Source organism: Flavicella sp. (assembly GCF_037132785.1).
Taxonomy (GTDB): domain Bacteria; phylum Bacteroidota; class Bacteroidia; order Flavobacteriales; family Flavobacteriaceae; genus Flavicella.
This window is the reverse complement of the sequence record NZ_JBAHZZ010000070.1, coordinates 1-22,902: the sequence shown is the minus strand read 5'-3', so window position 1 is coordinate 22,902 and position 22,902 is coordinate 1. Positions and strand designations below refer to the sequence as shown.

15 protein-coding genes and 1 pseudogene are annotated in these 22,902 nt (G+C 33.5%); 6 read left to right on the top strand and 10 right to left on the bottom strand.

Annotation, left to right across the window (positions count from 1 at the left end):
* Positions 1-36 precede the first annotated feature (36 nt).
* Positions 37-222 (bottom strand): annotated as a pseudogene (locus tag V5787_RS04575) (IS110 family transposase); the annotation flags it as partial.
* Positions 223-674: 452 nt separating this feature from the next.
* Between V5787_RS04575 and V5787_RS04570 the strand changes: the two are divergent.
* From V5787_RS04570 to V5787_RS04555, 4 genes are all read left to right on the top strand, one after another.
* Positions 675-4,163, top strand: a complete 3,489-nt coding sequence (locus V5787_RS04570; protein ID WP_336892090.1) for a hypothetical protein — start codon at positions 675-677, stop codon at positions 4,161-4,163.
* Positions 4,164-4,195: 32 nt separating this feature from the next.
* Positions 4,196-5,542, top strand: a complete 1,347-nt coding sequence (locus tag V5787_RS04565; protein ID WP_336892089.1) for a family 43 glycosylhydrolase — start codon at positions 4,196-4,198, stop codon at positions 5,540-5,542.
* Positions 5,543-5,610: 68 nt separating this feature from the next.
* Positions 5,611-7,263, top strand: a complete 1,653-nt coding sequence (locus tag V5787_RS04560) for a glycoside hydrolase family 172 protein (protein WP_336892088.1) — start codon at positions 5,611-5,613, stop codon at positions 7,261-7,263.
* A 284-nt stretch (positions 7,264-7,547) separates the two neighbouring features.
* Complete coding sequence (locus V5787_RS04555; protein ID WP_336892087.1) at positions 7,548-9,185, top strand: hypothetical protein; 1,638 nt, start codon at positions 7,548-7,550, stop codon at positions 9,183-9,185.
* A gap of 513 nt (positions 9,186-9,698) precedes the next feature.
* Here V5787_RS04555 and V5787_RS04550 read toward each other — a convergent pair.
* The 9 genes from V5787_RS04550 to V5787_RS04510 form a co-directional block, all read right to left on the bottom strand.
* The gene (locus V5787_RS04550) at positions 9,699-11,042 is read right to left on the bottom strand and encodes a Gfo/Idh/MocA family oxidoreductase (protein ID WP_336892086.1); all 1,344 of its coding nucleotides are present in this window, start codon (positions 11,040-11,042) and stop codon (positions 9,699-9,701) included.
* Positions 11,043-11,052: 10 nt separating this feature from the next.
* A complete protein-coding gene (locus V5787_RS04545; RefSeq protein WP_336892085.1) occupies positions 11,053-11,901 on the bottom strand; it encodes a sugar phosphate isomerase/epimerase family protein in 849 nt (282 codons plus the stop codon).
* A gap of 6 nt (positions 11,902-11,907) precedes the next feature.
* Entirely contained in the window at positions 11,908-13,272 is a 1,365-nt protein-coding gene (locus tag V5787_RS04540; RefSeq protein WP_336892084.1) for a DUF1080 domain-containing protein, read from the bottom strand.
* Between the two features lie 63 nt (positions 13,273-13,335).
* A complete protein-coding gene (locus tag V5787_RS04535; protein ID WP_336892083.1) occupies positions 13,336-14,640 on the bottom strand; it encodes a TRAP transporter large permease subunit in 1,305 nt (434 codons plus the stop codon).
* Positions 14,641-14,642: 2 nt separating this feature from the next.
* Positions 14,643-15,134 (bottom strand): TRAP transporter small permease, encoded by a 492-nt coding sequence (locus V5787_RS04530; RefSeq protein WP_336892082.1) that lies wholly within the window; start codon positions 15,132-15,134, stop codon positions 14,643-14,645.
* A 2-nt stretch (positions 15,135-15,136) separates the two neighbouring features.
* Complete coding sequence (locus V5787_RS04525; RefSeq protein WP_336892081.1) at positions 15,137-16,111, bottom strand: TRAP transporter substrate-binding protein; 975 nt, start codon at positions 16,109-16,111, stop codon at positions 15,137-15,139.
* A gap of 113 nt (positions 16,112-16,224) precedes the next feature.
* Positions 16,225-17,640, bottom strand: coding sequence for a glucuronate isomerase (gene uxaC / locus V5787_RS04520; RefSeq protein ID WP_336892080.1), 1,416 nt, complete (start codon positions 17,638-17,640; stop codon positions 16,225-16,227).
* A complete protein-coding gene (uxuA, locus tag V5787_RS04515) occupies positions 17,640-18,827 on the bottom strand; it encodes a mannonate dehydratase (protein ID WP_336892079.1) in 1,188 nt (395 codons plus the stop codon). The genes uxaC and uxuA overlap by 1 nt, the downstream gene beginning before the upstream one ends.
* 14 nt (positions 18,828-18,841) lie before the next feature.
* Positions 18,842-19,672 carry an SDR family oxidoreductase gene (locus V5787_RS04510; RefSeq protein ID WP_336892091.1) on the bottom strand — a complete coding sequence of 277 codons (831 nt, stop codon included), beginning with the start codon at positions 19,670-19,672 and terminating at the stop codon, positions 18,842-18,844.
* A gap of 212 nt (positions 19,673-19,884) precedes the next feature.
* Between V5787_RS04510 and V5787_RS04505 the strand changes: the two genes are divergently transcribed.
* On the top strand, positions 19,885-20,973 hold the full coding sequence (locus V5787_RS04505) for a substrate-binding domain-containing protein (RefSeq protein ID WP_336892078.1): 1,089 nt from the start codon (positions 19,885-19,887) through the stop codon (positions 20,971-20,973).
* Between the two features lie 14 nt (positions 20,974-20,987).
* Positions 20,988-22,460: a sulfatase gene (locus V5787_RS04500; protein WP_336892077.1), complete on the top strand. Its 1,473-nt coding sequence runs from the start codon at positions 20,988-20,990 to the stop codon at positions 22,458-22,460.
* Positions 22,461-22,902: the final 442 nt, after the last annotated feature.

Below are 22,902 nucleotides of genomic sequence, written 5' to 3'. Positions count from 1 at the left end.
AACAAAGAACTGTGGTAAAAAACAATTAAATTTTGATTAATTCACTTGTAAAGTACTTCTATAATTTTGATCGTAAGGAATCCTAGATTTAGCAATTGCAAAGGCTTGTTTCAAGAGCTTATTACAAACCGCTATTAGCACTAACTTTTTACTCTTTCCCTTTGCTACAATCCTATCGTAAAGGGCCTTACAAGCTTGGTTATATTTACAGGCATTAAAACTGCTCTTTTTCATTCATGTTTCATACAAAAATAAAGCCGTAGCGGAACTATGTTTCTGTTGCTTACCTGAATAAAAACATTCCAAATTATCATTACGTCATTTGAAAATCAAATTGTATTGTAATTATCCCAAAAAGGTTTTTGCTAGGATTGTTTTTTTATTGATCCAGTAGTTTATGGTTTTTCGCAAGATTTTGAAGTAATACCAATTTGATTTTTAAAGGCTATTTACTTGTGTTGCCATCAAAAAGAGGAATTTTGTTAGCAGGTACGTATAATGAAGAATAATTTATAGTGAATGACTTATAGCTTATATGATTTATTTGAAAATTTGTTTATCCTTGATTTGTCTTAAAGAATTTGATTAATTGGTATGAAAATATTTTTGGTTAAATGGAATTCTTAGATTGATAATGTTTTGCAATATTAAATTTAGCGAATAAAAGAGTATAAATGAGTATAAAAAAAAGTATTTTAGTCTTTGTTTTGTTGTTGTCCTGTGTTGCAATCGCTCAACAACGAAAACAAGTAGGAAGTAAATATTTTTCTGATTGGAAAGGGATTTCTAAAGTGAAAAGAGATATTGCTATTGTCAATAAAGGGGATACAATTTCTTATACGTATTCCAATCAAAATAGAATTTATTTTCCTGGTATCAAAAGACCTTTTAAAGGGGATTCTGCCGACTGGACTCAATTTAATGGATTGACTTTTGATGTTTATTTAAACTCAATGAGTTCATCTCAGGTATCAGTGATTCTTAAAGTAGATGAATTAGACTCTAAAGAATTGAATCCAGTGAGTATAGCCAAAATTCGATTGTCAGGAAAGGGGTGGCATTCACTTTATATTCCATGGGGTATGTTTGATATTGACTTGGGGCAAAGAAGAGGTACACTTTTCGCAATCAAAGATGTTTTGTTAACAGCAACATCAGATGATAAATATAAGATACGAAATATACAAGTAACCAAAGGACTTACAACTTCTATAGAAGCGAAGTATCAAGGCAAGTCATCAGATCCAGGAACACAGGTTGTATATGAATTTGAAGTGGGTAATACCACCGATTTAAAACAAGGAGTACAGTTGCTAGTGGAAACCGAAGGTTGGGAGTCTATGGAGGCAATACTTAATACAGATGCTATTGATTTGGAACCAGGAGAAGTTAAAACCCTTCAGTTAGTGGTGAATATCCCTAGTCATTTACCAACGGGGATTCGTGAAAAGAAAATAGTAAAAGCCATATCAAACGGCTATGGAGGTTCTGAAGTGTCGATAGAATTTATAACAGCGGTTCGAGTTCCGACTCCAAATGTAGTTTTCTCTGCTGAAGGGTGGCAAAGGATAAGAGAAAAATCTGAAAATTATGAATGGGCGAAAAAAAGTTTTGATGATTATATAAAAAAAGCAGATAAATGGAAAGTGCCCGAAGGAAATGATTTCTCTAATATTAACGGAAGGCCATTGGGTAAAGCCGTATTTAATACAGCAGGTCATGAAATCTATAATTGTGCAATAGCGTATCAACTCACAAAAAACGAAAAATACGCAACTAAATGTTTAAAATTGTTACGTCGTTTAATTGATCCAGAAACCGGTTATCCAGCTACTTTGGTTGGTGGAAGTAATGTTTTTGTTGGTGAAGGGAAATTTTGGCAAGCAGTTGGGAGAATGTATGATTTGATTAGAGATAGCCCACAAGTTACTGTCAATGATAGAAAATTAACAAAAAAAACGTTTCGATTGTTTGTCAATCAGACCATAAAAGGGAATGTTAAAGGAGCGATTAGTAATTGGAATGTTGCTGAAATTACGGCAGCATTTTACTGTGCGATGAATCTACAGGACTGGCACCTTATCAATCAATTGTTGACTTCGCCGACGGGTATTTATAAGCATTTAGAACATGGTATCATGAATGATGGCTGGTGGTACGAATGTGCTGTAGGTTACAATACTTGGGTGGCTACTGAGTTTTCAGAGATCGCATTAGCGTTGGAACCTTGGGGAATCAATTTTAAGGATAAGACATTTCCTCTAGGAACTTCTAAACACTTTTCTCTACTTGCCAGTCGAAGAGTAGGTGGTGTATTTGGTATGGAGTTTGAAAAATGGGGGAATTTAGAACATAATAATGTAGGAATCAAAAACATGTGGGATGCTACAATTCAATTTTTGGACTATAGAGGAGTTATTCTTGCTGTGAATGATGCTATAGAATCAAAAATTTCAGGGAAACCATATGAATTAGCTTATTATTTATACAGAGATCCTGAGTATGCCGCAATTATTAATCGTGGAGGCAAGAGAGATTTATTATACGGTGTGCCAGAATTACCTAATGTTACTTCTGAGAAAATGAAACAATCTGCCTATGCAGATAATATGGGGATTGTTCAATTAAGGTCTCAAAAAGAAGGGAGAGAACAAAGGGAGCAAATCCAAGCATCACTACATTATGGCTCACATGGAGGGTTTCATGGTCATTTCGATAGAACAAGTATGGTAAATATGTCTCGTTATGGGCGTAGTTTTTACGGAACTTTGTCTTATTGGTTCGGCTATCAGAGTTATATGTATAAATTTTGGAAGCAAACATCTATTAATAAAAACATGGTAGTGGTAGATGAAAAAATGCAACAACCTGTACCTAATAAGAGAACTTTATTTTATTCAGGAGATATGATGCAAGTTACCGCAATTGAAACAGATTCTAAGTGGAGTTATCCTCCGTATGGAGGAATTGGTTCCCCTGAAAAATCTTTTGCTAAGAAAATGTGGGATGAAAGTCGTACCATAAAAATGCCAGTAGATGCTCCTGATTATGGTGAGGTAACTGGTTATACTGAGCCAGTAATGCAAAGGAGAGTTATGGTAATGATGGATGATTATGTAGTTTTGGCTGATTATCTAGAAGGTGAAAAAGAACATCAGTTTGATTGGATGCTACAAATTAAGGGGTTCAAACAGGTTACAGCAGATAAGGTTGAGTTCTCACATCATACAAATCAAATGAGTACGGATCCTCTTGGAAGTGCGCAGTTTATTACAGATTGTGACTGGTATAATGTGGAAGGAACTTCTAAAACGCAGTATGAAATGTGCTTTGGAGAAGGGTGTGATAACAGAGGTGTTCGAATGCCAAATAGAGCCGATGGACCTTTGAAAATTGATGTTTACAATGCGTGGCCTAGAAAAAGTAAAATCATGATTGGTACCTCAACGGAGACGGTTTCTGTAAACAAAAAACTTTGGTATACAGTATCTGCTGATGGAGAGAAATTGGTGGATGACAAAACAGGGGCATGGATTTTAGGTAGCAAAAATATCTCAATAGATATTTCAAATAAAAGTAAATTGGAATTAATATCCAAGACAGAGGAAAAAGTCAAAAACAACACCCTTTTTTGGGGAGACGCAAAGCTTATTTTAAAAAATGGTTCAGAAATTTTTGTATCGTCACTTCCTGTAAAGTACGAAAATGTTTTAGTTCCTGAGGAAAAAGGAAAAGATTATTATGGAGGTCCAATTAAAATACAAGGAGAGCTGATGAATAACTCAACTCCTGCAATGCCTAAGGATACTAAGCAATCTGCTAAGGTAATTATTGATCTTACAGGCTTAGAAGCTGTGTCTTTTCAAGCAAAAATAGGAGGGGATTATCCTTTAGGAGATGAAACATCTAGGCTTAAAAACATGGCGGTTAGAAGCCATGGTAAAAAGGCAAGATATTTAGCGGTTTTAGAGCCATTTGAAAATGAATCCGTAATTAAATCTGTGACGGCAAAAAGTGCTGATAAACTTGTTGTGGAATTGATAGATGGAAGAATTCAAGAGCTAACAATCAAGGGTCTGGATGAAGAAAACGGACAAATTTTAGTTCATGTCAAGGAACTTGTCGACGGTAAACTAATAAGAGAAGAAAGAACAATTAAATAATTTGAGATAGTTAAATAAATTAAATAAGTATCATGAAAATATATATATTATATAGTCTTTTGCTAGTGATGTCATTCACTGCAATTGCTCAGAATCCAATTTTCACGCACGTTTTTACTGCGGATCCATCTCCACATGTATGGCCAAATGACGATCGTCTTTGGGTATATACTAGTCATGATGAGCCTGGTTCTAATAACCATTATGGAATGACTGGCTATCATGCATTTTCTACTACCGATTTGGTAAATTGGACAGACCATGGACGTATTTTACATTTAGAAAATGTAGCATGGGCAGAAAGTCATGCCTGGGCTATGGATGCAGCCTATTACAGGGGGAAGTACTATCTTATATATTGTATGAAGGAAGCTGGGATTGGACTTTTTAGAACCGGTATTGCACGAAGTGATGTTCCTGAAGGGCCATTTACAGACTTAGGTTATATTAAAGGTGTTGAATTTGGTCAAGATCCTGCCATTTTTATTGATGATGATGGTACTCCTTATCTTTATTGGGGGCATGATCGTGAATGTTATGGTGCTGAACTTAATGATGACCTGATGTCTATTAAACCTGAAACACAAGTAGATTTTAAGTCACAATTAAAATATGTTTTTGAAGGTCCTTGGGTACATAAAGCAAATGATAAATATTACTTGACTTATCCAGGACTTACTCCACGTAAATGGCCAGAAAAAATGTTTTATGGGGTTGCTGATAAGCCATTAGGACCTTATGAGTATAAAGGTTGTTTTATAGATGATTTTGAAGGACAAAGTGGTACGAATCATGGAGGTATTGTAAACTACAAAGGAAAGGATATTATGTTTTATCACAGTGCATGGCTTTCTGGAGGGTTGAGTGAAACTCGTTCTGTAATGGCGGATTACATTGAGTATGACAAAGAAGGAAATATCATACCTATTATTCCTTCAAAAGAAGGTTTGGGGATTGCAAAACGTACTAAAACTACTCTCAAGTTAGAAGCTGAAAACGGCTTTGCCGCTGGTGGAGCATTATATAATGTTATTGTTGATACATGGATAAAAGGATACAGTGGTAAAGGGTATGTTACAAATTTTGATAATCCATACGACCATGTTTCTATTTTAGCTCAAGTAGCAAAACCAGCAAAATATCGTTTTAAAGTAAGGTATGCTTCTCCTGATGGAGAATCAAATCACGATATATTGATAAATAGTCACCTGTACAGAGAGTTTGTTTTTCCGCAATCAAAAACTTTTACTGAAATTGATTTTGGTATTGTGGAATTGAAAGCTGGTGATAACTTAGTACGAATTTTCAAGAAAAACTGGAAGCCATCAAAAGGACAATTAGCCATCGACTATATTAAACTAGAGCAAGTTTTAGAATAAATAAGCCTTTTTTACTTAAAAAAAGGATAAATAAAAGTCCAAATAATTCATCAATAATTATATGTAAAATGAAAAATTTAATAGAGAAATACTTAATGTGTTTATTGGTTGTTTTTATGAGTATATCAGGGTACACTCAGGTAACTAATACTGTGACCATTGAATCGTTACTAAATGAAATGATTAATAGGGATGCATTAGCTAGTTTTCCTGAGTCAAATTTCAGGTTAAAACAGGGAAGTAGTTACAATCGTGCCTCAAAATCACCGTCAGATTCTGTGGGTTGGTTTACTAATCACGATTATAATAGTTCTGAGAGTGATCATAATTTTATAAGAACTGAGGAAACAAATGGTAAAAAAGAATGGGTATTGATGGAGCATATTGGGGCTGGAGCTATTGTTCGTGTTTGGACCCCTTTTTTAAGTTCAGATAAACCTGAAAGCGATGTGACCATTCGTATTTATCTAGATGGAAACCCAGAACCCGTAATAGAAGGTAATATGCTCCATCTTTTTGATGGTACTGGATTGATCCCATATCCTTTTGCTCATAAATCCCTTAGATCAGGAGTTTCTTTTTTCCCAATACCTTATGCTAAGGGAATTAAGATTACTTCCTTAAAGAGACCTTTTTTCTTTCAATACACTAACCAAGAATATTCTTCGGATGTAAAAGTTAAATCATTTTCAATGGATGATTTTAATGCCGCAAAACCTCTTATAGAAAAAATAGGGAAAACTTTATTGAATCCTCTAAACTCGACTGAAGGAAAAATGATTTCAATGAATACGAAGTTAAAATCAGGTAAAGAAAAATCAATTCTCTTACCATCTGGTGTTGCAGCAGTGAGATCATTAGTTTTTAAATTAGCTAATTACGAAAATCCTGAAGTTACGCGTTCAGTTGTCCTAAAAATGGAATTTGACGGAAAACAGACAGTATGGTCACCCATTGGAGATTTCTTTGGTACTGGTATTGGTCTTAATCCTGTTAAAGGATGGTATCAAACGGTTGATGAGGACGGAACCATGTCTTGCCGTTGGGTAATGCCTTATCAAAAAGGCGGAAAAATAACTGTTGTCAATTTAGGAGAGGAGTCGGTTGATGTAAAACTTAAAGTTGTCATCGGTGATTGGAAATGGGATAATCGTAGTATGTATTTTAATGCTGCTTGGCATGGACAATATCCCGTAGCAACACGTCCGTTTTCTGATTGGAATTATGTGACAATAAAAGGAAAAGGAGTGTATGTAGGTGATGCCCTTACAGTTATGAATCCAGTAAAAAAATGGTGGGGTGAAGGAGATGAAAAAATATGGGTAGATGGTGAGGATTTCCCATCTCTTTTCGGAACAGGAACCGAGGATTATTATGCTTATTCATGGGGAGGTATAAGTACTGATTTTTATGAGCACCCTTTTCATGCGCAACCTAGATCTTATGTATATAATAAGTTAAATCGCAAAACGACCACTGAAAGAAATACCTCTGGTTATAGTACAGAGACACGTACTCGTTCATTGGATACGATGCCTTTCGAAACATCACTTCAATTAGATATGGAAATTTGGAGCGTAACCGATTGTAATATGGGTTATGGAGTTGGCGTGTATTGGTATGGGTTTAAAGAGACAATTTCTAACAGAAAACCAGATCCGGAGGGAGTTCTTATAGTTCCTCCATTACCAGATGGTTTTCCAAATTCTAGTTTGAAATGATATTTTTAGGCAGATATTTGGAGTAGTCATTGATGAAATAAAAAATTAAAAGCTATTATATTTGATCATAACCAGTTAATGGTCTTGTAGTTTTTTGCAAGTATTGTTTTTGTCTAATTGTTCGGAGACAAAAAAGGAATTGACACTATTATAAAAAAAACAGTGATTTGTAGTTAGCAAATAAAAGTAGTAGTGAAAAATTATTAATGATGTAGGTTTATCCAGGAGGACAAACAAAAAAATTAATGATTTTCCATAGATAAAGAGAATTTAAAACTTAAAAAATGAAAAAAGGATTATTTATTGGATTATCTATTTTACTTGTGAATATAGCATATTCGCAAAAGGAGGTGAAAATAAACTCAACCGCAAAGGGAGAGAAAATAGAACACTTATGGAGTAAGTGCGTAGGTGCTGGTCGAGCTAATGAAGGTTTGCGAGCTGGTTGGTTGGAGCAACTGGAAAAAGTACAGGAAAATTGCGGTTTCGAATATGTTCGTTTTCATGGTATTTTCCACGACGACATGTTCCCTATCCTTAAAGTTAAAGGTAAGACTGTCTACAACTGGCAATATATTGATGATTTATTTGACAGAATGCTAGATTTAAAGGTAAAGCCTTTTGTTGAGTTGGCCTATTTCCCAACACTTCTAGCAGCGGAAAATAGTAAGACTCAATTTTGGTGGAAGGCAAATATCACACCTGATGATTCTAAATTTGGTGAATGGCACGACTTAGTTAAGGCTTTTACGCAACATTGTGTTGATCGATATGGTATTGATGAAGTATTGACTTGGTATTTTGAAGTTTGGAATGAGCCAAATTTGACACGTGGTTTTTGGGACGGTACAAAGTCTCAGTATTTTGAGTTGTATAAGCAATCCGTCATAGCTGTAAGATCTGTTGATAACAGGCTTAAAGTTGGAGGTCCTTCAACTAGTAATTTCGTAGCTGATGATCGCTATGAGGGAGAACGTGAAAATACGGGAGGTTTTAATGTCACTTTTACCGCTGATAATATTAATGATTTAGAATGGAGAGGTGTTTGGATTGAAGATTTTTTGGAATATTGTGAAAAGGAAAAATTACCAGTAGATTTTATTAGTACACATCCCTATCCAACAGATTTTCCTTTAGATCCTAGAACCGGCAAAGGGAAAGATTTTTCACGCAATGTACAGTCTACTGTTGAAGATATTAAATGGTTAAATAAAGTGATAGCTAAAAGTGCATTTCCAAATGCTGAAATACATTTGACAGAGTGGAACACAAGTCCTAATAGTAGAGATGCTATGCATGATTTTCTTCCGCCAGCAGCTTATATTGTAAGAACAAATTTAGAAAGTATTGGATTGACTAATTCGCTTGCATTCTGGACTTTTACTGATATATTTGAAGAAAAAGGAGGTGCGGCAAGCATTTTTCATGGAGGTTTTGGGATGATCAATTTTCAAGGACTTGTAAAACCATCATACCATGCTTATAGAATGCTTCATCAATTGGGAGATGAGAAACTATATAAAGACGATTATTTATTTGTAAGCCGTAAATCAGGTAATGGTAAAATTATTGCTTTGGCTTATAACTATCCAGAGGAGTATTATAATGCTGTTCCAAAGAGTATTAAGAAAATTGACAAATTTTATAAGGCAAGTTCAAAAAAATTAAATTTTGAGCTAACAGATTTAAAGCCTGGTACACAGTTTAAAATTGAAGTATTAGATAAAGATCATGGAAATATTTATGACTACTGGGAGAAAATGGGTAAGCCAGAGCCTCCTACACGAGAGCAGATTAAAGTAATGAAACAAGTGGCTGAAAACTTAAAAACAAGCATTGCAATTGTTGCTAAGGATGGAATATTACATATTGATCAAGAACTGACTCCGTGGAGTGTGGTGCTGATTGAACAGATCAACTAAAAGGACTATAAATTAGTCATTATGAGTAGTGTATATTTACAATTCTATATGAACTAATTAAGTTATTATACCAAATGAATTACCGAGTGGTGATAATAAATTTGATCTTTTTTCTTTAGATGAAATAAAAAATATAAGCATAGCCGTAGGTTACGGTTCTATTTAATATTGAAATATAAAGGAAATAGAAACTAATTTAATGCGTCATTTAAATATTAAAATGGTATTAGACCAAGCTAATGCCTTTTTTTCTATGTCGGTTAACTCTTTTTGTGTAATGGTTTATGTTTGAATAAAATTAATATTTTTTTATTCAGACGGAGTTCAGTTTACTGTCCCTAACTTTAAGTTGCGTTTATGAGTTGGATTTATTTTACTAAAACCCCCCCTTAATCATAGAGTGATAATTCTATGATTAAGGGGGGATTTGATTTCTTTTGAAGAACAACATAATATTGTTGTTCAAACAATTATAACACTTATAAAAGAGCCTAAATAACCTTTTTTTTGGTTTTATAATTTTGGTTCCCAGCCTGGCTCGTAAGTACGAGACCATAATTTCATTGCATCTCTATCGTATATACGACCTGTCTTTTCGTCTATTTCAAAAGATTTATCAATCCTAGAAGCAATGTTTGCATAATGTGTCATTGCCTGACTCACTGCTCCTTGAACGATTGGAGAAACCAGTTTTTCCTTTTCTCGAATCGCTTTAAAAAAGTTAACTGCGTGCCTTGTAGAAAGATCTCCACCACCTCCTAGGGCAGTTCCGCTTTCTGCTTTGATTGATTTACTGTCTTTAATCAATTCACCTTTAAGATCAAATAATTTAAACCCTCCTCTGTCTACATAAACGCAACCTTCTGAACCATAAATTATTGTTCCACGTCCATAACCAAATTTATTATATCCGTTTCTGCTTTGTCCATCCCATTCAATAACCTTATCTCCAGAGAATTTAAAGCGAGCCTCCATAGTATCGTACATTTCCCAACCATCATCTAAAAACTGATTTTTTCCAGCTCTTACATCAACAGATTTTGGAAATTCAACTTCTAAAGCCCAACGTGCAATATCTAACTCATGTGTTGCATTATTACCCATTTCAGCAGTTCCAAAATCCCAACCGTACCAATGCCAATTATAGTCCCAAGTATTGTCTGTATATTCTCTTCTTGGGGCTGGTCCTTGAAATAAATCCCAATCTAATCCTTCTAATGGAGCCGCTTTAGTTTGATGTGGTACTCTTCCTCTTTTATTAACATAAAATGCCGTTGCTTTGTAGGCCTTTCCAATAACTCCATTGTGAATATCCTTGATAATCTCATTTGATTCCACAGAAGATCTCTGTTGATTTCCCATTTGAATCAACTTATTATATTTTTTTTGAGCTTCCACAACTAATTCATTTTCATGCATGTTATGTGAACATGGCTTTTCTAAATAAATATGCTTTCCTGCCTGCATTCCCATAATAGCACCAGGTGCATGCCAGTGATCTGGGGTTGCAATAAATATAGCATCTACATCTTTATCGTCTAAAACCTTTTGAAAATTATTCTCTAATTCAATTTTGTAATCAAGAACTTTTCCAAAATAAGCACCAGCCTTTTCACGTTGACTTTTCATCACATCACATAAATAAAGTAACTTAACGTTGTTATCTTTATTTATAATTGGGGCTTTATATGCTCCCAACCTTCTACCCAAACCTTGAATAGCAATATTAATTCGATCATTGGCACCTATTATATTTGAATAACTTTTTGCCGACATGGCATTTACGCTATTACCCAAGGCAACACCTACAGCTCCAACGGCGGCTTTTTTAAGAAAACTTCTTCTACCTGAACTCATATTTCAAAATTTATAATGTTGTTAATATTCCTTTTATATACCCTATGGATTCAGCCATTCCTGGGAGTGGGTCTTTCTCCTCTATTTCATACTCTAGAGCCAATGTTCCTTTATATCCTAATTTTGTAATTGAATTTAAAAACGATGTGAAATTGATTACGCCTCGTCCAATAATACATGTTTTACCATCTGCTTCGGCTTTTGTAACGTCTTTTATGTGGATATCAAAAACGCGATCAAAAAACTCCTTTACATCTTGCTCTGGCTCTCTATGAATACGTTTTGTATGCCCAATATCAATACACAGTCCCATACGGCTATCCATATTCTTTATTAGAACATATGCACTCTCTGCACTTGGATATAGTTTATCTCCAGGGCCATGATTATGAATCGCTAATTTGATATCGTATTGCTTTACTTTTTTCTCAACATAATCTAATAAATCGTGATTAGGAACACCAACGATCATTTCAATTTCAGCAGTTTTCGCATATTCAAATGCTTGATCTACGTCTTCCTTAGATTTCATATAAATTACGCCTGCTCCGTACAATTCTATACCTTTGTCCTTACATATTCCAACCGCCTTTAGAATTTCTTCTTTTGAAGAATCTAGGGGTAAATGCATACTTTTAAAAGTAATTCGATTCAACCCACATCGCTTTGTCATATCAAGCGCTTCTTCCATAGAAAAATTACGTAATGAAAATGAAGCGACTCCAAGTTTTAAAGTAGCTGTTGTTTCTTTTTTATTCTCCTTTTTTGATGCCTGAGCTATTTCGGGAATTCCAAGTGTTGCAACACCCAGAATACCAGCAGCTGATTTTTTAATAAAACTTCTTCTATTTCTACTCATGAGTTATTATTTTTTAAATGAACGTATTTTAATATTTCTAAAGGAAACATTATCACCATGATCTTGCAATAGAATTCTTCCTTGATCTCCTCCACCAAAATTCGGCCATTTATTGTATTTACTCTCAGAAACTAATTTTAAATACTCAGGACTCTTACGTTCATATTCTAAGACTTTACGTCCATTTAACCAATGCTCAACATGATTGTTTTTTGAAAGAATTCTCGCCTGGTTCCACTCACCAATAGGATTTACAATCTTATTAGCATTGGCTTTGATTAAATCGTAAAGGGAACTATTTGTTCTGCTTCCTTCATGATTCCCTAATTTAGCATCAGGATGCCTTAAATCATCTAATATTTGATATTCTAAACCAATAGATGAACCAGCCCCTTTATTAATTTCTGTATCTACAAAGTATTTAATTCCACTATTAGCTCCTTCAGTAATTTTAAAATCTAACTTTAATTCAAAATCCGAATATTCTTCTGTAGTAACAATGTCTCCACCATTGGCTGATTCTTTACCTCCAGAAGCCAAAACAGAAAGAACTCCATCTTTAATTTCCCAACCACCTTCAGGAAATTTATCTAGTTTAGCTCCTTTCCAACCCTTTGTCGTTTTACCATCCCAAAGCATTTTCCAGCCTTCTCCAGCTTCTCTTCCGAATAAGTTATTCAGTGTAATTACAGGTGAAATAGAAATTTTTTTGCTGTATTTCTGAACATTTTCTGTTAGAATTTTAATATTTTTCCAAATTACTTGGGTTCCATTTTTTTCTTTATCAATTCCAATACTATGCACTTGTAAACCAATAAATCCTGTAGCGGTCATATCATCTATTAAGTAAGATGCTGGCACTCCGTTTATCCAAGTTTTTAAAGTATCTCCAATAGCTTCAATTCTATAATGATTCCAGTCATTTTGTTTGAATGCTTTTTGTGCATTTGCATTGTTGTCTAAAGTTTGTAACCATCCTCTTCTTGCCTCATCGTAGATACCACCACTCCATGCTCTTTCTGAAGGGTCAATTTCAATTTGATATCCGTGTACTCTTCCATTTCTATAGTTAGTAATACTGTTACTTCTAATTTGAATTCCTGAATTCAATTTTGGATCAACTTTGTAATCGAGTTCCAAAATAAAATCTCCATAAATTTTATCAGATATTAAAAATGTATTTGGTGTATTCATAGTAGATGTTCCAATAATAGCATCATCTTTTACTTCATAAGTTGCCTTGCCTCCTATGATAGACCATCCGGTTAATGTTTTGCCATCAAATATTTCAATCCAAGGCGTATTATCTTTTTTTGTTTGACTACAGCTTGTTAATACTACAAGCATAACAAGGGTGAAAATTCTGTTCATTTTAACATGTTTTAAATTAAATTTCATCGTGTTTTACAATTGAGGTTCTTTTATTTCTAATTTTTACAAATCAAATAATCTAGGTAAAAACATAGATATTTCTGGTATATAACTTATTAACATCAATACTATTACCATAATTGCTAGGAATGGGAGTAAAGGCCTTATTACTTGAGTAACAGAAATCTTAGCAACTCCACTACCAACAAAGAGTAGCGTTCCTACAGGTGGTGTACAAATTCCAATACATAAATTCAATACGATAACAATTCCGAAGTGAACTGGATCCATTCCTAAAGTAGTAACTACTGGAAGGAAAATAGGTGTAAATATAAGTACTGCAGGAGTCATATCCATAAATGTTCCTACGATTAACAAAATTATATTAATTGCTAAGAAAATTAGAAATTTATTACTCAATTGATCTAACAAAAATGTACTTATCATCTCTGGAATTCCTTCAAATGAAAATAACCAAGACATTGCCATAGAGGTGCAAATTAAAAACATAACTACCGCGGTAGTTTTTGCACTTGACAACAAAACTCCAGAAAAATCCTTTATTTTCATATCTCCGTAAACTAGGGCCAAAACACCAGCGTATAATACCGCAATCACAGATGCTTCTGTAGCTGTAAACATTCCAGCAACAATACCACCTACAACAATGACTAATAACATAAGACTAAAAAAGGCTTTTCTGAAATATGTCCAAATCTCAAACATTGTAGCTCTTTTACCTTTAGCATAACCCCTGTTAATGGCTATAAAAGCAATATATCCCATAATAGCAAACCCAACCAATAACCCAGGTAAATAACCCGCAATAAATAAGGCTGCTACAGATGCTGTACCACCACTTGCAAGGGCATAAACTATTAGGATGTTACTTGGCGGAATCAATAATCCTGTTGTTGAAGAAGTAATATTTACTGCGGCGCTAAATGATCTTGGATAACCTTCATCTTCCATACGATCTGTCATAATAGAACCAATTGCAGATGCTGCTGCTAGAGCCGATCCAGAAATTGCGCCAAAAAGCATAGATGCTAAAACATTTACATAAGCCAAACCTCCTGGTAAACTGGCTACCAAGGATTTTGCGAAATTGATGAGACGATTCGCAATTCCACCTCTTTTCATAATTTCTCCAGCCAGAATAAAAAATGGGATTGCCAACAAGGCAAAACTATCAATTCCTGTAGTCATACGTTGAGCAATGGTTGTTATCCCAGGCATTCTATCAATATTCAATAATAAACTTAGTGTTGTAGCTATCCCAATACTATAAGCAACGGGTACTTTAATCAATAAAAGAATAAAAAAACTTACAAACAAAACGATAATACTTATAACTTCTATACTCATAATTAATTATTGATTTTGTTAGTATAAATATTTGTAATATGATATACCGAAAAACTCATGATTAAGAATCCGCTAATAGGCATAATTGAATACACATAACCCAAAGGAATTCGGAGTGTACCCGAGAGTTGTTCAAGATGTAAAGTAGTATAGACCAAATTCCCTCCTCCAATAAACATAACGATTAGTGCAAAAAGAAAGATAAAGATTTCTATCAATATCGATGCTCTTTTTTTATTTGCCATAGAAAATTTTTCATATAAAAAGTCCATAGACAAATGTTCTCTCTTGCCGTTAAGATAGGCCGCTCCTAATATTGTCATCCAAATCAATGAATATCGAGCAAATTCTTCTGTCCAAGCAAAAGAGGATCCTAAAATATATCTCGAAAAAACTTGAAACAACACATCTAACACTAAAAGTGCGAAAATTGTAATCATGAACCACTCAAGTAATTTATTTATTTTATTAAAAATAAGTTCAGGTCTATTCATAACTATTGATTTTTAATTTGATTAACAATAGATGCCATTTCAGGATATTTTTTGATAAAGTCTTCTACGACAGATTTTGATTTTTCAGCAAATAATGATTTATCAGGAATAATAATTTCGACCCCATGCTCTTTTGCTACTTTCATTGATTCTTCTACAGAGTCACTCCAATATACTTTTTGTGCCTGAGAAGATGCATCTGCAGCCTCTTGAACCCATATTTTTTCTTCTTCAGATAATTTCTCCCAAAATTTCGTGCCAATTAAAAGTACATCTGGCACTGATGAATGTTGATCTAAAGTATAATATTTACTAATCTCAAAATGATTTGAAGATACAAATGAAGGTGGATTGTTTTCTGCTCCATCTACAACTCCTTGCTGAATTGCAGTATATAACTCCCCATAAGCCAATGGAGTTGCAGACCCTCCCATAGAATTCACCATATTAATAGACATTTGATTGTTCATTACTCTAATTTTAAGCCCTTTCAAATCATCTGGAGTTCTAATTGCTTTATTGCTTGTATAAAAACTTCGACTTCCCGCATCATAATAACAAAGCCCCCGTAACCAAAACTTACTACCCTTTTCTAAAATTGATTTGCCAATTGAGCCTTCTAATACTCTAAACTTATGCTCCTTGTTTCTAAATAAATAAGGAATACCCAATAGATGGTATTCTGGAACAAAGTTTGACAAAGTTGATGCACTCACTTTTGTAGCGGCTACACTTCCTATTTGTAGCAATTCCAACACTTCTCTTTCAGAACCTAATTGAGCATCTGGAAATATTTTAATCTTCAAAGCCCCCTTAGACTTTTCTTCTAAAACTTTTTGAAACTCTAATATTCCTTTATGAACAGGGTGTGTCTGAGGCAAACCATGAGCCAAATAAAGCATTTTAGATTCCTCATTTTTCTTGCAAGAACTCAACCCTGCGATTACGAGCAACATCAATATTATTTTACTTCTCATTTCTTAAATTGTTTTAAATCCAAAATTATTTGTTTTATACATTACACTTATTGTATTACTCACAAATATAGCTAAATACAATCGATTGTATTTAGCTTTTTCAAATCTATATTTTATTTAAATTTAAAATAAGCCACTGCGTTATTATAACAAATATCTTGAATTATTTTCCCTATAAATGGAAGATCATTTGGAATCAATCCTTTGTTTAAATCTTCCGCCATCAAATCACACAAAATCCTTCTAAAATATTCATGTCTAGGAAATGATAAAAAACTACGACTATCGGTAAGCATTCCAACAAAACGACTTAAAAGTCCCATATTAGACAAGATATTCATTTGTTTTTCCATACCGTCTTTTTGATCTAAAAACCACCATCCAGATCCAAACTGCATTTTGCCAGGAACTCCTCCTTCACTATAATTACCCATCATAGTTGCAAATACTTCATTATATGCAGGGTTTAAGTTATAACAAATTGTTTTGCTTAAACTGTTTTCTGAATCTAATCGATTAAACAGTTTAGACATGAACTCTGCTTGATTGAAATCACCTATAGAATCGCATCCAGCATCGGCACCCACTTGTTCGTTTAAGCGATCATTATTATCACGTATTGCTCCTAAATGAAATTGTTGTGTCCAGTCTTTGGCATGATACATTTTACATAAATTATATAAAATACACGATGCAAATAAATTTGCTTCAGTACTTGAAATTTCTTCACCATCCAATCGTTTTTTCAATACAATATTAGCCTCTTTGTCAGTAAAATCAAAAGCGTAAATTTGACTCAAACCATAGTCAGAAATGCGACATCCGTTTTGGTCAAAAAAATCTATTCTACTCTGAATTGCCGTAAGTAGACTTTCTAAATTATTAATTGAGACCTCAGTAGAACGTTCCAGTTTCTTTAAATAACTTAGATACGACTCATTTTCTATCAAGACTAAAACATCGGGTCTAAAAGTTGGCAATACTTTTGTAAATATATTTTTCTTTGCTATTGCCTGATGATATTCTAATGAATCTACGGGGTCATCTGTAGTACAAATAACTTCTACATTCATGTCTTCTAACAATTGAGAAGGTGTTTTTGTTTCTAAAACTTTATTTGCCTTTTCATATATTTTTGTGGCTGTACTTGACTGTAAAACTTCATCAATATCAAAATATCGTTTGAGTTCTAATTGTGTCCAGTGAAACAAAGGGTTTCTTAAGGTATAAGGAACGGTCTCTGCCCATTTATTGAATTTTTCTTCTTTTGATGAATCTTTACCCGTAATATATTTTTCTTCAATACCGTTGGCTCTCATTCCACGCCACTTATAATGATCGCCGTTTAACCAAGCATCGGTGATATTTGCGACAGGTTTATCTTCTGCAATTTGCTTAGGCGACAAATGGTTATGATAATCTATTATTGGCATATTTTTCGCATATTGGTGATACAATATATTTGCCTGTTCAGAATTTAATAAAAAATTATCTGTTATAAATCCTTTTGATTTTATTTTTTTATTCATTATAAACTTTTAGAAATTCCCAATTCCAACCCTCTCAATTCTGCTAACCCTCTTAATCTTCCTATTCCAGAATAACCAGGGTTGGTTTTCTTATGTAAATCATCCAACATTTGATGACCATGATCTGGACGCATCGGCATTCTTACATCTTTTCTTCCTGCCTTAATCCTCTTTCTTTGTTCGATAACTAATGCTTTCATAACTCCAAACATATCAACATCTCCCTCTAGATGATTTGCTTCATGAAAGTTCCCTAGCTCATCTCTCTGAGTGCTTCTTAAATGAATAAAATGGATACGGCTTCCTAATCTTTCTACCATTCCAGGTAAATCATTATCTGCACGAACTCCGAACGAACCCGTACAAAAAGTCAAACCGTTATTTGGACTATCAACAGCCTCGTATAATTCGTTAATATCTTGCTCGGTACTAACTACTCTAGGTAATCCTAAAATAGGAAAAGGAGGATCATCAGGATGTATACACATTAAAACGCCTGCTTTTTCTGCTGCTGGAATAATTTGACTTAAAAAGTAGAACAAATGTTCTTTTAACTCTTTAGTACCAACAATATTGTAAGTAGCTAAAATAGCATTAAATTCCTCTAAGGTATACCCTTCTTCTGCACCAGGTAAGCCAGCAATAATGTTTTTTATAAGCAAATTCTTGTCGTCCTCACTCATATTTTCAAACATCGTTTTTGCGTCTGCCAATTGCCTGTCTGTATAACTTTCTTTACTATTCGGTCTTTTCAACAAAAACACTTCAAATACAGTAAATGCAGTAGCGTCAAAACGCAAGGCTCTAGAGCCATCCTCTACTTCATAATTCAAACTAGTTCTTGTCCAATCAAGAACAGGCATAAAATTATAACACACTGTATCTATTCCACAAACACCTAAATTTAATATTGTTTGTGAATAATTTTTAATATACGTTTGAAAATTCCCTGACTGCGTTTTTATATCCTCATGAATCGGAACACTTTCAACCACAGACCAAGTTAACCCAACGTTCTCTATGTTTTTTTTTCGTTCTTTAATTGCTTCAACTGTCCATACCTCTCCATTGGGCACTTGATGTAATGCAGAAACAACTCCTGTTGCCCCAGCTTGCTTTATATCCAAAAGAGACACAGGGTCGTTTGGTCCGTACCATCTCCAAGTTTTCTCTAAACTTACACTCATCTTTTTATAATTTATTAAACACCACTAAATGCGCTAAAACCACCATCAATCGGAACGACAATTCCTGTTACAAAACTAGATCCTTCGCTACACAACCATAATGTTGTTCCAATTAAATCTTCAGGTTCTCCAAATTTCCCCATCGGAGTTTGTTCTATAATTGTATTTCCTCTCTGAGTCAAATCACCATTTTCTGTTGTTAACAATGTTCTGTTTTGATCTGTAAGAAAAAATCCTGGAGCTAAGGCATTCACCCGAATTCCGACCTTTGAAAAGTGAACAGCCAACCATTGCGTAAAATTAGAAACCGCAGCTTTTGCACCACTATAGGCAGGTATTTTTGTCAATGGTGTAAAAGCATTCATAGAAGAAATATTCAAAATACTACATCCTTTTTTACCGACCATGTCTTTTGCAAATACTTGCGTTGGGAGCAATGTCCCTATGAAGTTTAAATCAAAAGTAAATTTAATTCCCTCTGGATCTAAATCAAAAAACGTCTTAAACCCATCTGTCTTATTGGTAAGATCTTCCTCTACCAAATGTGGATTAGAAGTTGTTCCTAAAGGATGATTCCCTCCAGCTCCATTTATTAAAATATCACAAGAACCAAATCGATCATTCACTTCCTTTTTTGCTTGAATCAGAGAATCTTTTTCCAAAACATTAGCATAAACCCCTATAGAAATTCCACCTTCAGCATTAATTTCATCTGCAACTTTTAATGCAGATTCTAATCTTAAATCTAAAACTGCAACTTTATAACCTTCTCTCGCCAATGCTTTCGCTAAAGTGCTACACAATACTCCGCCGGCCCCTGTTAATACCACAACTTTACTCATAATTTTTAATTCCTTTTTTTGCTTTCAGAAAAATTCATTTCGAGAACACACATGTCAAAAGTATTTTTACGTGTGCGACCACGCAAATATAATAATTATTATTAATTTCACAAGATATCACGCATTATTTAATAAAAACAAAATTTAATCCATTAAGTTTGCATTAGTGCTAGCTAAATAAGAGCAGAAAGGGAATTAACATTATTTTTAATTAAATGATTACAATAAAAGATATTGCAAAAGAAGCAAATGTTTCTGAAGGAACTGTTGACAGAGTTCTTCACGATAGAGGAGGTATTTCAAAAAAAACGAAGGAATTAGTTAAATCTATTATAAAAAAATATAACTTTAAAACGAATCCGATTGCTAGAGCACTAGCGATGAAAAATAAATATAAATTGTCTACTCTTATTCCTAAATATGACAAAGATAATTTATTTTGGAAATCGCCTTTAATGGGAATATTAAAAGCGAGTGATGAGGTAAAAACCTATGGTATTGATGTGAAAAATTTCACTTTTGATCAATTTGACTCTAGTTCCTATTTAAATGAATTTAACAATCTAATGACATCTAACCCAACTGCGGTTATGATTGTTCCTACTTTTATAAATGAAACGAAAAAAATTGTTCGACAATTAGAAGTTATGAATATTCCGTATATGTTCTTTAATATTGATCTAGATGGATTTAACAATATTTCTTTTATCGGCCAAAATTCATATATGGGTGGATATGTTGCCGCCAAATTAATACACCTTAGTTCGGGAAGTCAGCCTTCTATATTAAGTGTCAAAACAAGATTAAATATTAATAATTACCATGCTATTTCTAAAAGAATCGAAGGTTTCAATGATTATTTTGTCAAAAATAAAATCCAATTAGAATCTTTTGAATTACAATTGGACAGCCTTAAAAACACAAAGAAAGCTGGACTTAAATTAAATTCATTTTTAAATGAAAATGCTAAAATAAAGGGGATATTTGTTCCTTCTAGTAGAATTTCCTTAATTGCAAATTGCATAGAACAAGAAGCTCTTGAGAAAATTCAATTGGTTGGTTTTGACAACACACCACAAAACATTAAATGCCTTGAAGAGGATAAAATTTCTTTTTTAATTTCTCAAAAACCCTTTAATCAAGGTTACGACTCTATTCATTTAATGACTGATTATTTGGTAAAAAAGAAAGATCCCATTAAGAAAATATATTCCCCTATTGATATTCTTACTAAGGAAAATGCAAAATATAACGAACACCACGAATTACAATTTAACATTGAAAACCCTGAATCAATCATATAAAAATATTTTTTAAGATGGTATTAGCAATAAAAAATATACTTTTTATAACGTTTATTAGTTTCGTTTTTTTTTCATGCGAAAAATCTTCTGAACAAAAAGCACCAAACATATTATTCATTTCAATCGATGATCTTAGAACTGAATTAGGGGTTTATGGGAATAAAATCATCAAAACTCCAAATTTAGATCAACTGGCATCAGAAGGTACTGCTTTTAGCAATCATTTTGTTCAAGTACCAACTTGTGGTGCATCAAGACATAGTTTATTAACAGGGTTGAGACCAAGAACCAAAGCACAGCTTAAAAACAGTGTTATAGTGACAGAAACATCAACAAAACCAGAAGGTATAATACCTGAATCTTTTATTCATCATTTAAAACGAAATGGATATTACACCGTAGGTATTGGGAAAATTAGTCATTCTGCTGATGGATTGGTGTATGGATATGAAGAACAACCTTCAAACAAAAGAGAATTACCATATAGTTGGGACGAACTTCATTTTGACGCTGGAAAGTGGGAAACTGGATGGAACTCTTTCTTCGCCTATGCAGATGGCGAGAATCGTCAAAGCATGAAAAGACAGGTGAAGCCATATGAAGCTGGAAATGTTGATGATGACGGCTACCCAGATGGATTGACAACCAAATTAGCAGTTTCTAAACTTAAAGATCTCAAAAATAAATCACAACCTTTTTTTCTTGGAGTCGGGTTTTTTAAACCTCATTTACCTTTTAATGCTCCTAAAAAATATTGGAACCTATACAAAAGAGAAGAAATTCCAATTTCAGACAATTCTAAAATCCCACAAAACATCTCATTGAGTAGTTTACACAATAGTGGTGAATTTAATGGTTACCAATTAGGAGAAGAAATGGCTGGACTGAATCAACCCGTTTCTAATGATTATGCAAGAAAAATCACACACGCTTATTACGCAGCGGTTAGTTATATTGATGCACAAGTTGGGGTCTTAATCGAAGAAGTTCGAAATCTTGGTTTAGAAAATAATACCGTTATAATTGTTTGGGGAGATCATGGTTGGCATTTAGGCGATCAACAAGTTTGGGGAAAACATACACTTTTTGAAAATGCACTAAACAGCGCTCTGATCATTAAAATACCGGGTAAAAAACCTTCAAAAAACGTGAATAAAACGATTGTAGAAACTGTAGATATTTATCCTACAATATTAGAACTTAGTAATATTAAAGCTCCTTATCAATTAGACGGAAGTAGTCTGATTCCATTAATTAATAAGTATGAAACAAAAAAAGTGGCATATAGTTATTTTAGAGATGGTATTTCTTTAAGAACATCAAGATATCGGCTTACAAAATACTTTAGAAAACAACAACCAACTATTGAACTTTATGATCATTTAAATGATTCTTTAGAAACTAAAAACATCGCACAAGAAAATCCTGAATTAGTTAACAAGTTAATGCCTCTTTTAGAATTGGGGAATACGGGGTTGTATAATTAAACATCGAATAAAAACAGCATTTTCCTGCTCACGCCGTATTCGCATTCTTGATTTTCTCCAACAAGTTTTTTTAATTCAGGAATAGATACTTTCGCTACCTAACAATTCCCAAACTTATTAAAGTAAGGACACATACGATTAATTTAACCTCATTTATTACCTGAATTAAAACGAGTGCTATATTTCTAATTTCCCAAGATTAAATAATACCTCTACTGAGGTAAATAACCTTTCCTTTTAGTTGAAAAACAAAAAATATATACCCTCTAAAAGGTGCTTTTATTACTTGATTATAAGCAGTTTAAGACCGTTGCATAATGCTCTTTTCATTTTTAGATTTCAATTTTGACTTTTTAAATCTAAAATTTATATTTTTTTTTCTTATTTTCATTGTTTATGTTAGTTATGGATCTATTTTTTGGTTCATTTTCCTTTAGTTTTT

Bases quoted from the DNA above. Each gene is read 5' to 3' on its own strand.
- uxaC (WP_336892080.1), bottom strand. From the start codon at position 17,640: ATGAATAAAAAAATAAAATCAAAAGGATTTATAACAGATAATTTTTTA.
- V5787_RS04565 (WP_336892089.1), top strand. From the start codon at position 4,196: ATGAAAATATATATATTATATAGTCTTTTGCTAGTGATGTCATTCACT.
- V5787_RS04570 (WP_336892090.1), top strand. From the start codon at position 675: ATGAGTATAAAAAAAAGTATTTTAGTCTTTGTTTTGTTGTTGTCCTGT.
- V5787_RS04555 (WP_336892087.1), top strand. From the start codon at position 7,548: ATGAAAAAAGGATTATTTATTGGATTATCTATTTTACTTGTGAATATA.
- V5787_RS04550 (WP_336892086.1), bottom strand. From the start codon at position 11,042: ATGAGTTCAGGTAGAAGAAGTTTTCTTAAAAAAGCCGCCGTTGGAGCT.
- uxuA (WP_336892079.1), bottom strand. From the start codon at position 18,827: ATGAGTGTAAGTTTAGAGAAAACTTGGAGATGGTACGGACCAAACGAC.
- V5787_RS04545 (WP_336892085.1), bottom strand. From the start codon at position 11,901: ATGAGTAGAAATAGAAGAAGTTTTATTAAAAAATCAGCTGCTGGTATT.
- V5787_RS04535 (WP_336892083.1), bottom strand. From the start codon at position 14,640: ATGAGTATAGAAGTTATAAGTATTATCGTTTTGTTTGTAAGTTTTTTT.
- V5787_RS04530 (WP_336892082.1), bottom strand. From the start codon at position 15,134: ATGAATAGACCTGAACTTATTTTTAATAAAATAAATAAATTACTTGAG.
- V5787_RS04505 (WP_336892078.1), top strand. From the start codon at position 19,885: ATGATTACAATAAAAGATATTGCAAAAGAAGCAAATGTTTCTGAAGGA.
- V5787_RS04560 (WP_336892088.1), top strand. From the start codon at position 5,611: ATGAAAAATTTAATAGAGAAATACTTAATGTGTTTATTGGTTGTTTTT.
- V5787_RS04525 (WP_336892081.1), bottom strand. From the start codon at position 16,111: ATGAGAAGTAAAATAATATTGATGTTGCTCGTAATCGCAGGGTTGAGT.
- V5787_RS04500 (WP_336892077.1), top strand. From the start codon at position 20,988: ATGGTATTAGCAATAAAAAATATACTTTTTATAACGTTTATTAGTTTC.
- V5787_RS04540 (WP_336892084.1), bottom strand. From the start codon at position 13,272: ATGAACAGAATTTTCACCCTTGTTATGCTTGTAGTATTAACAAGCTGT.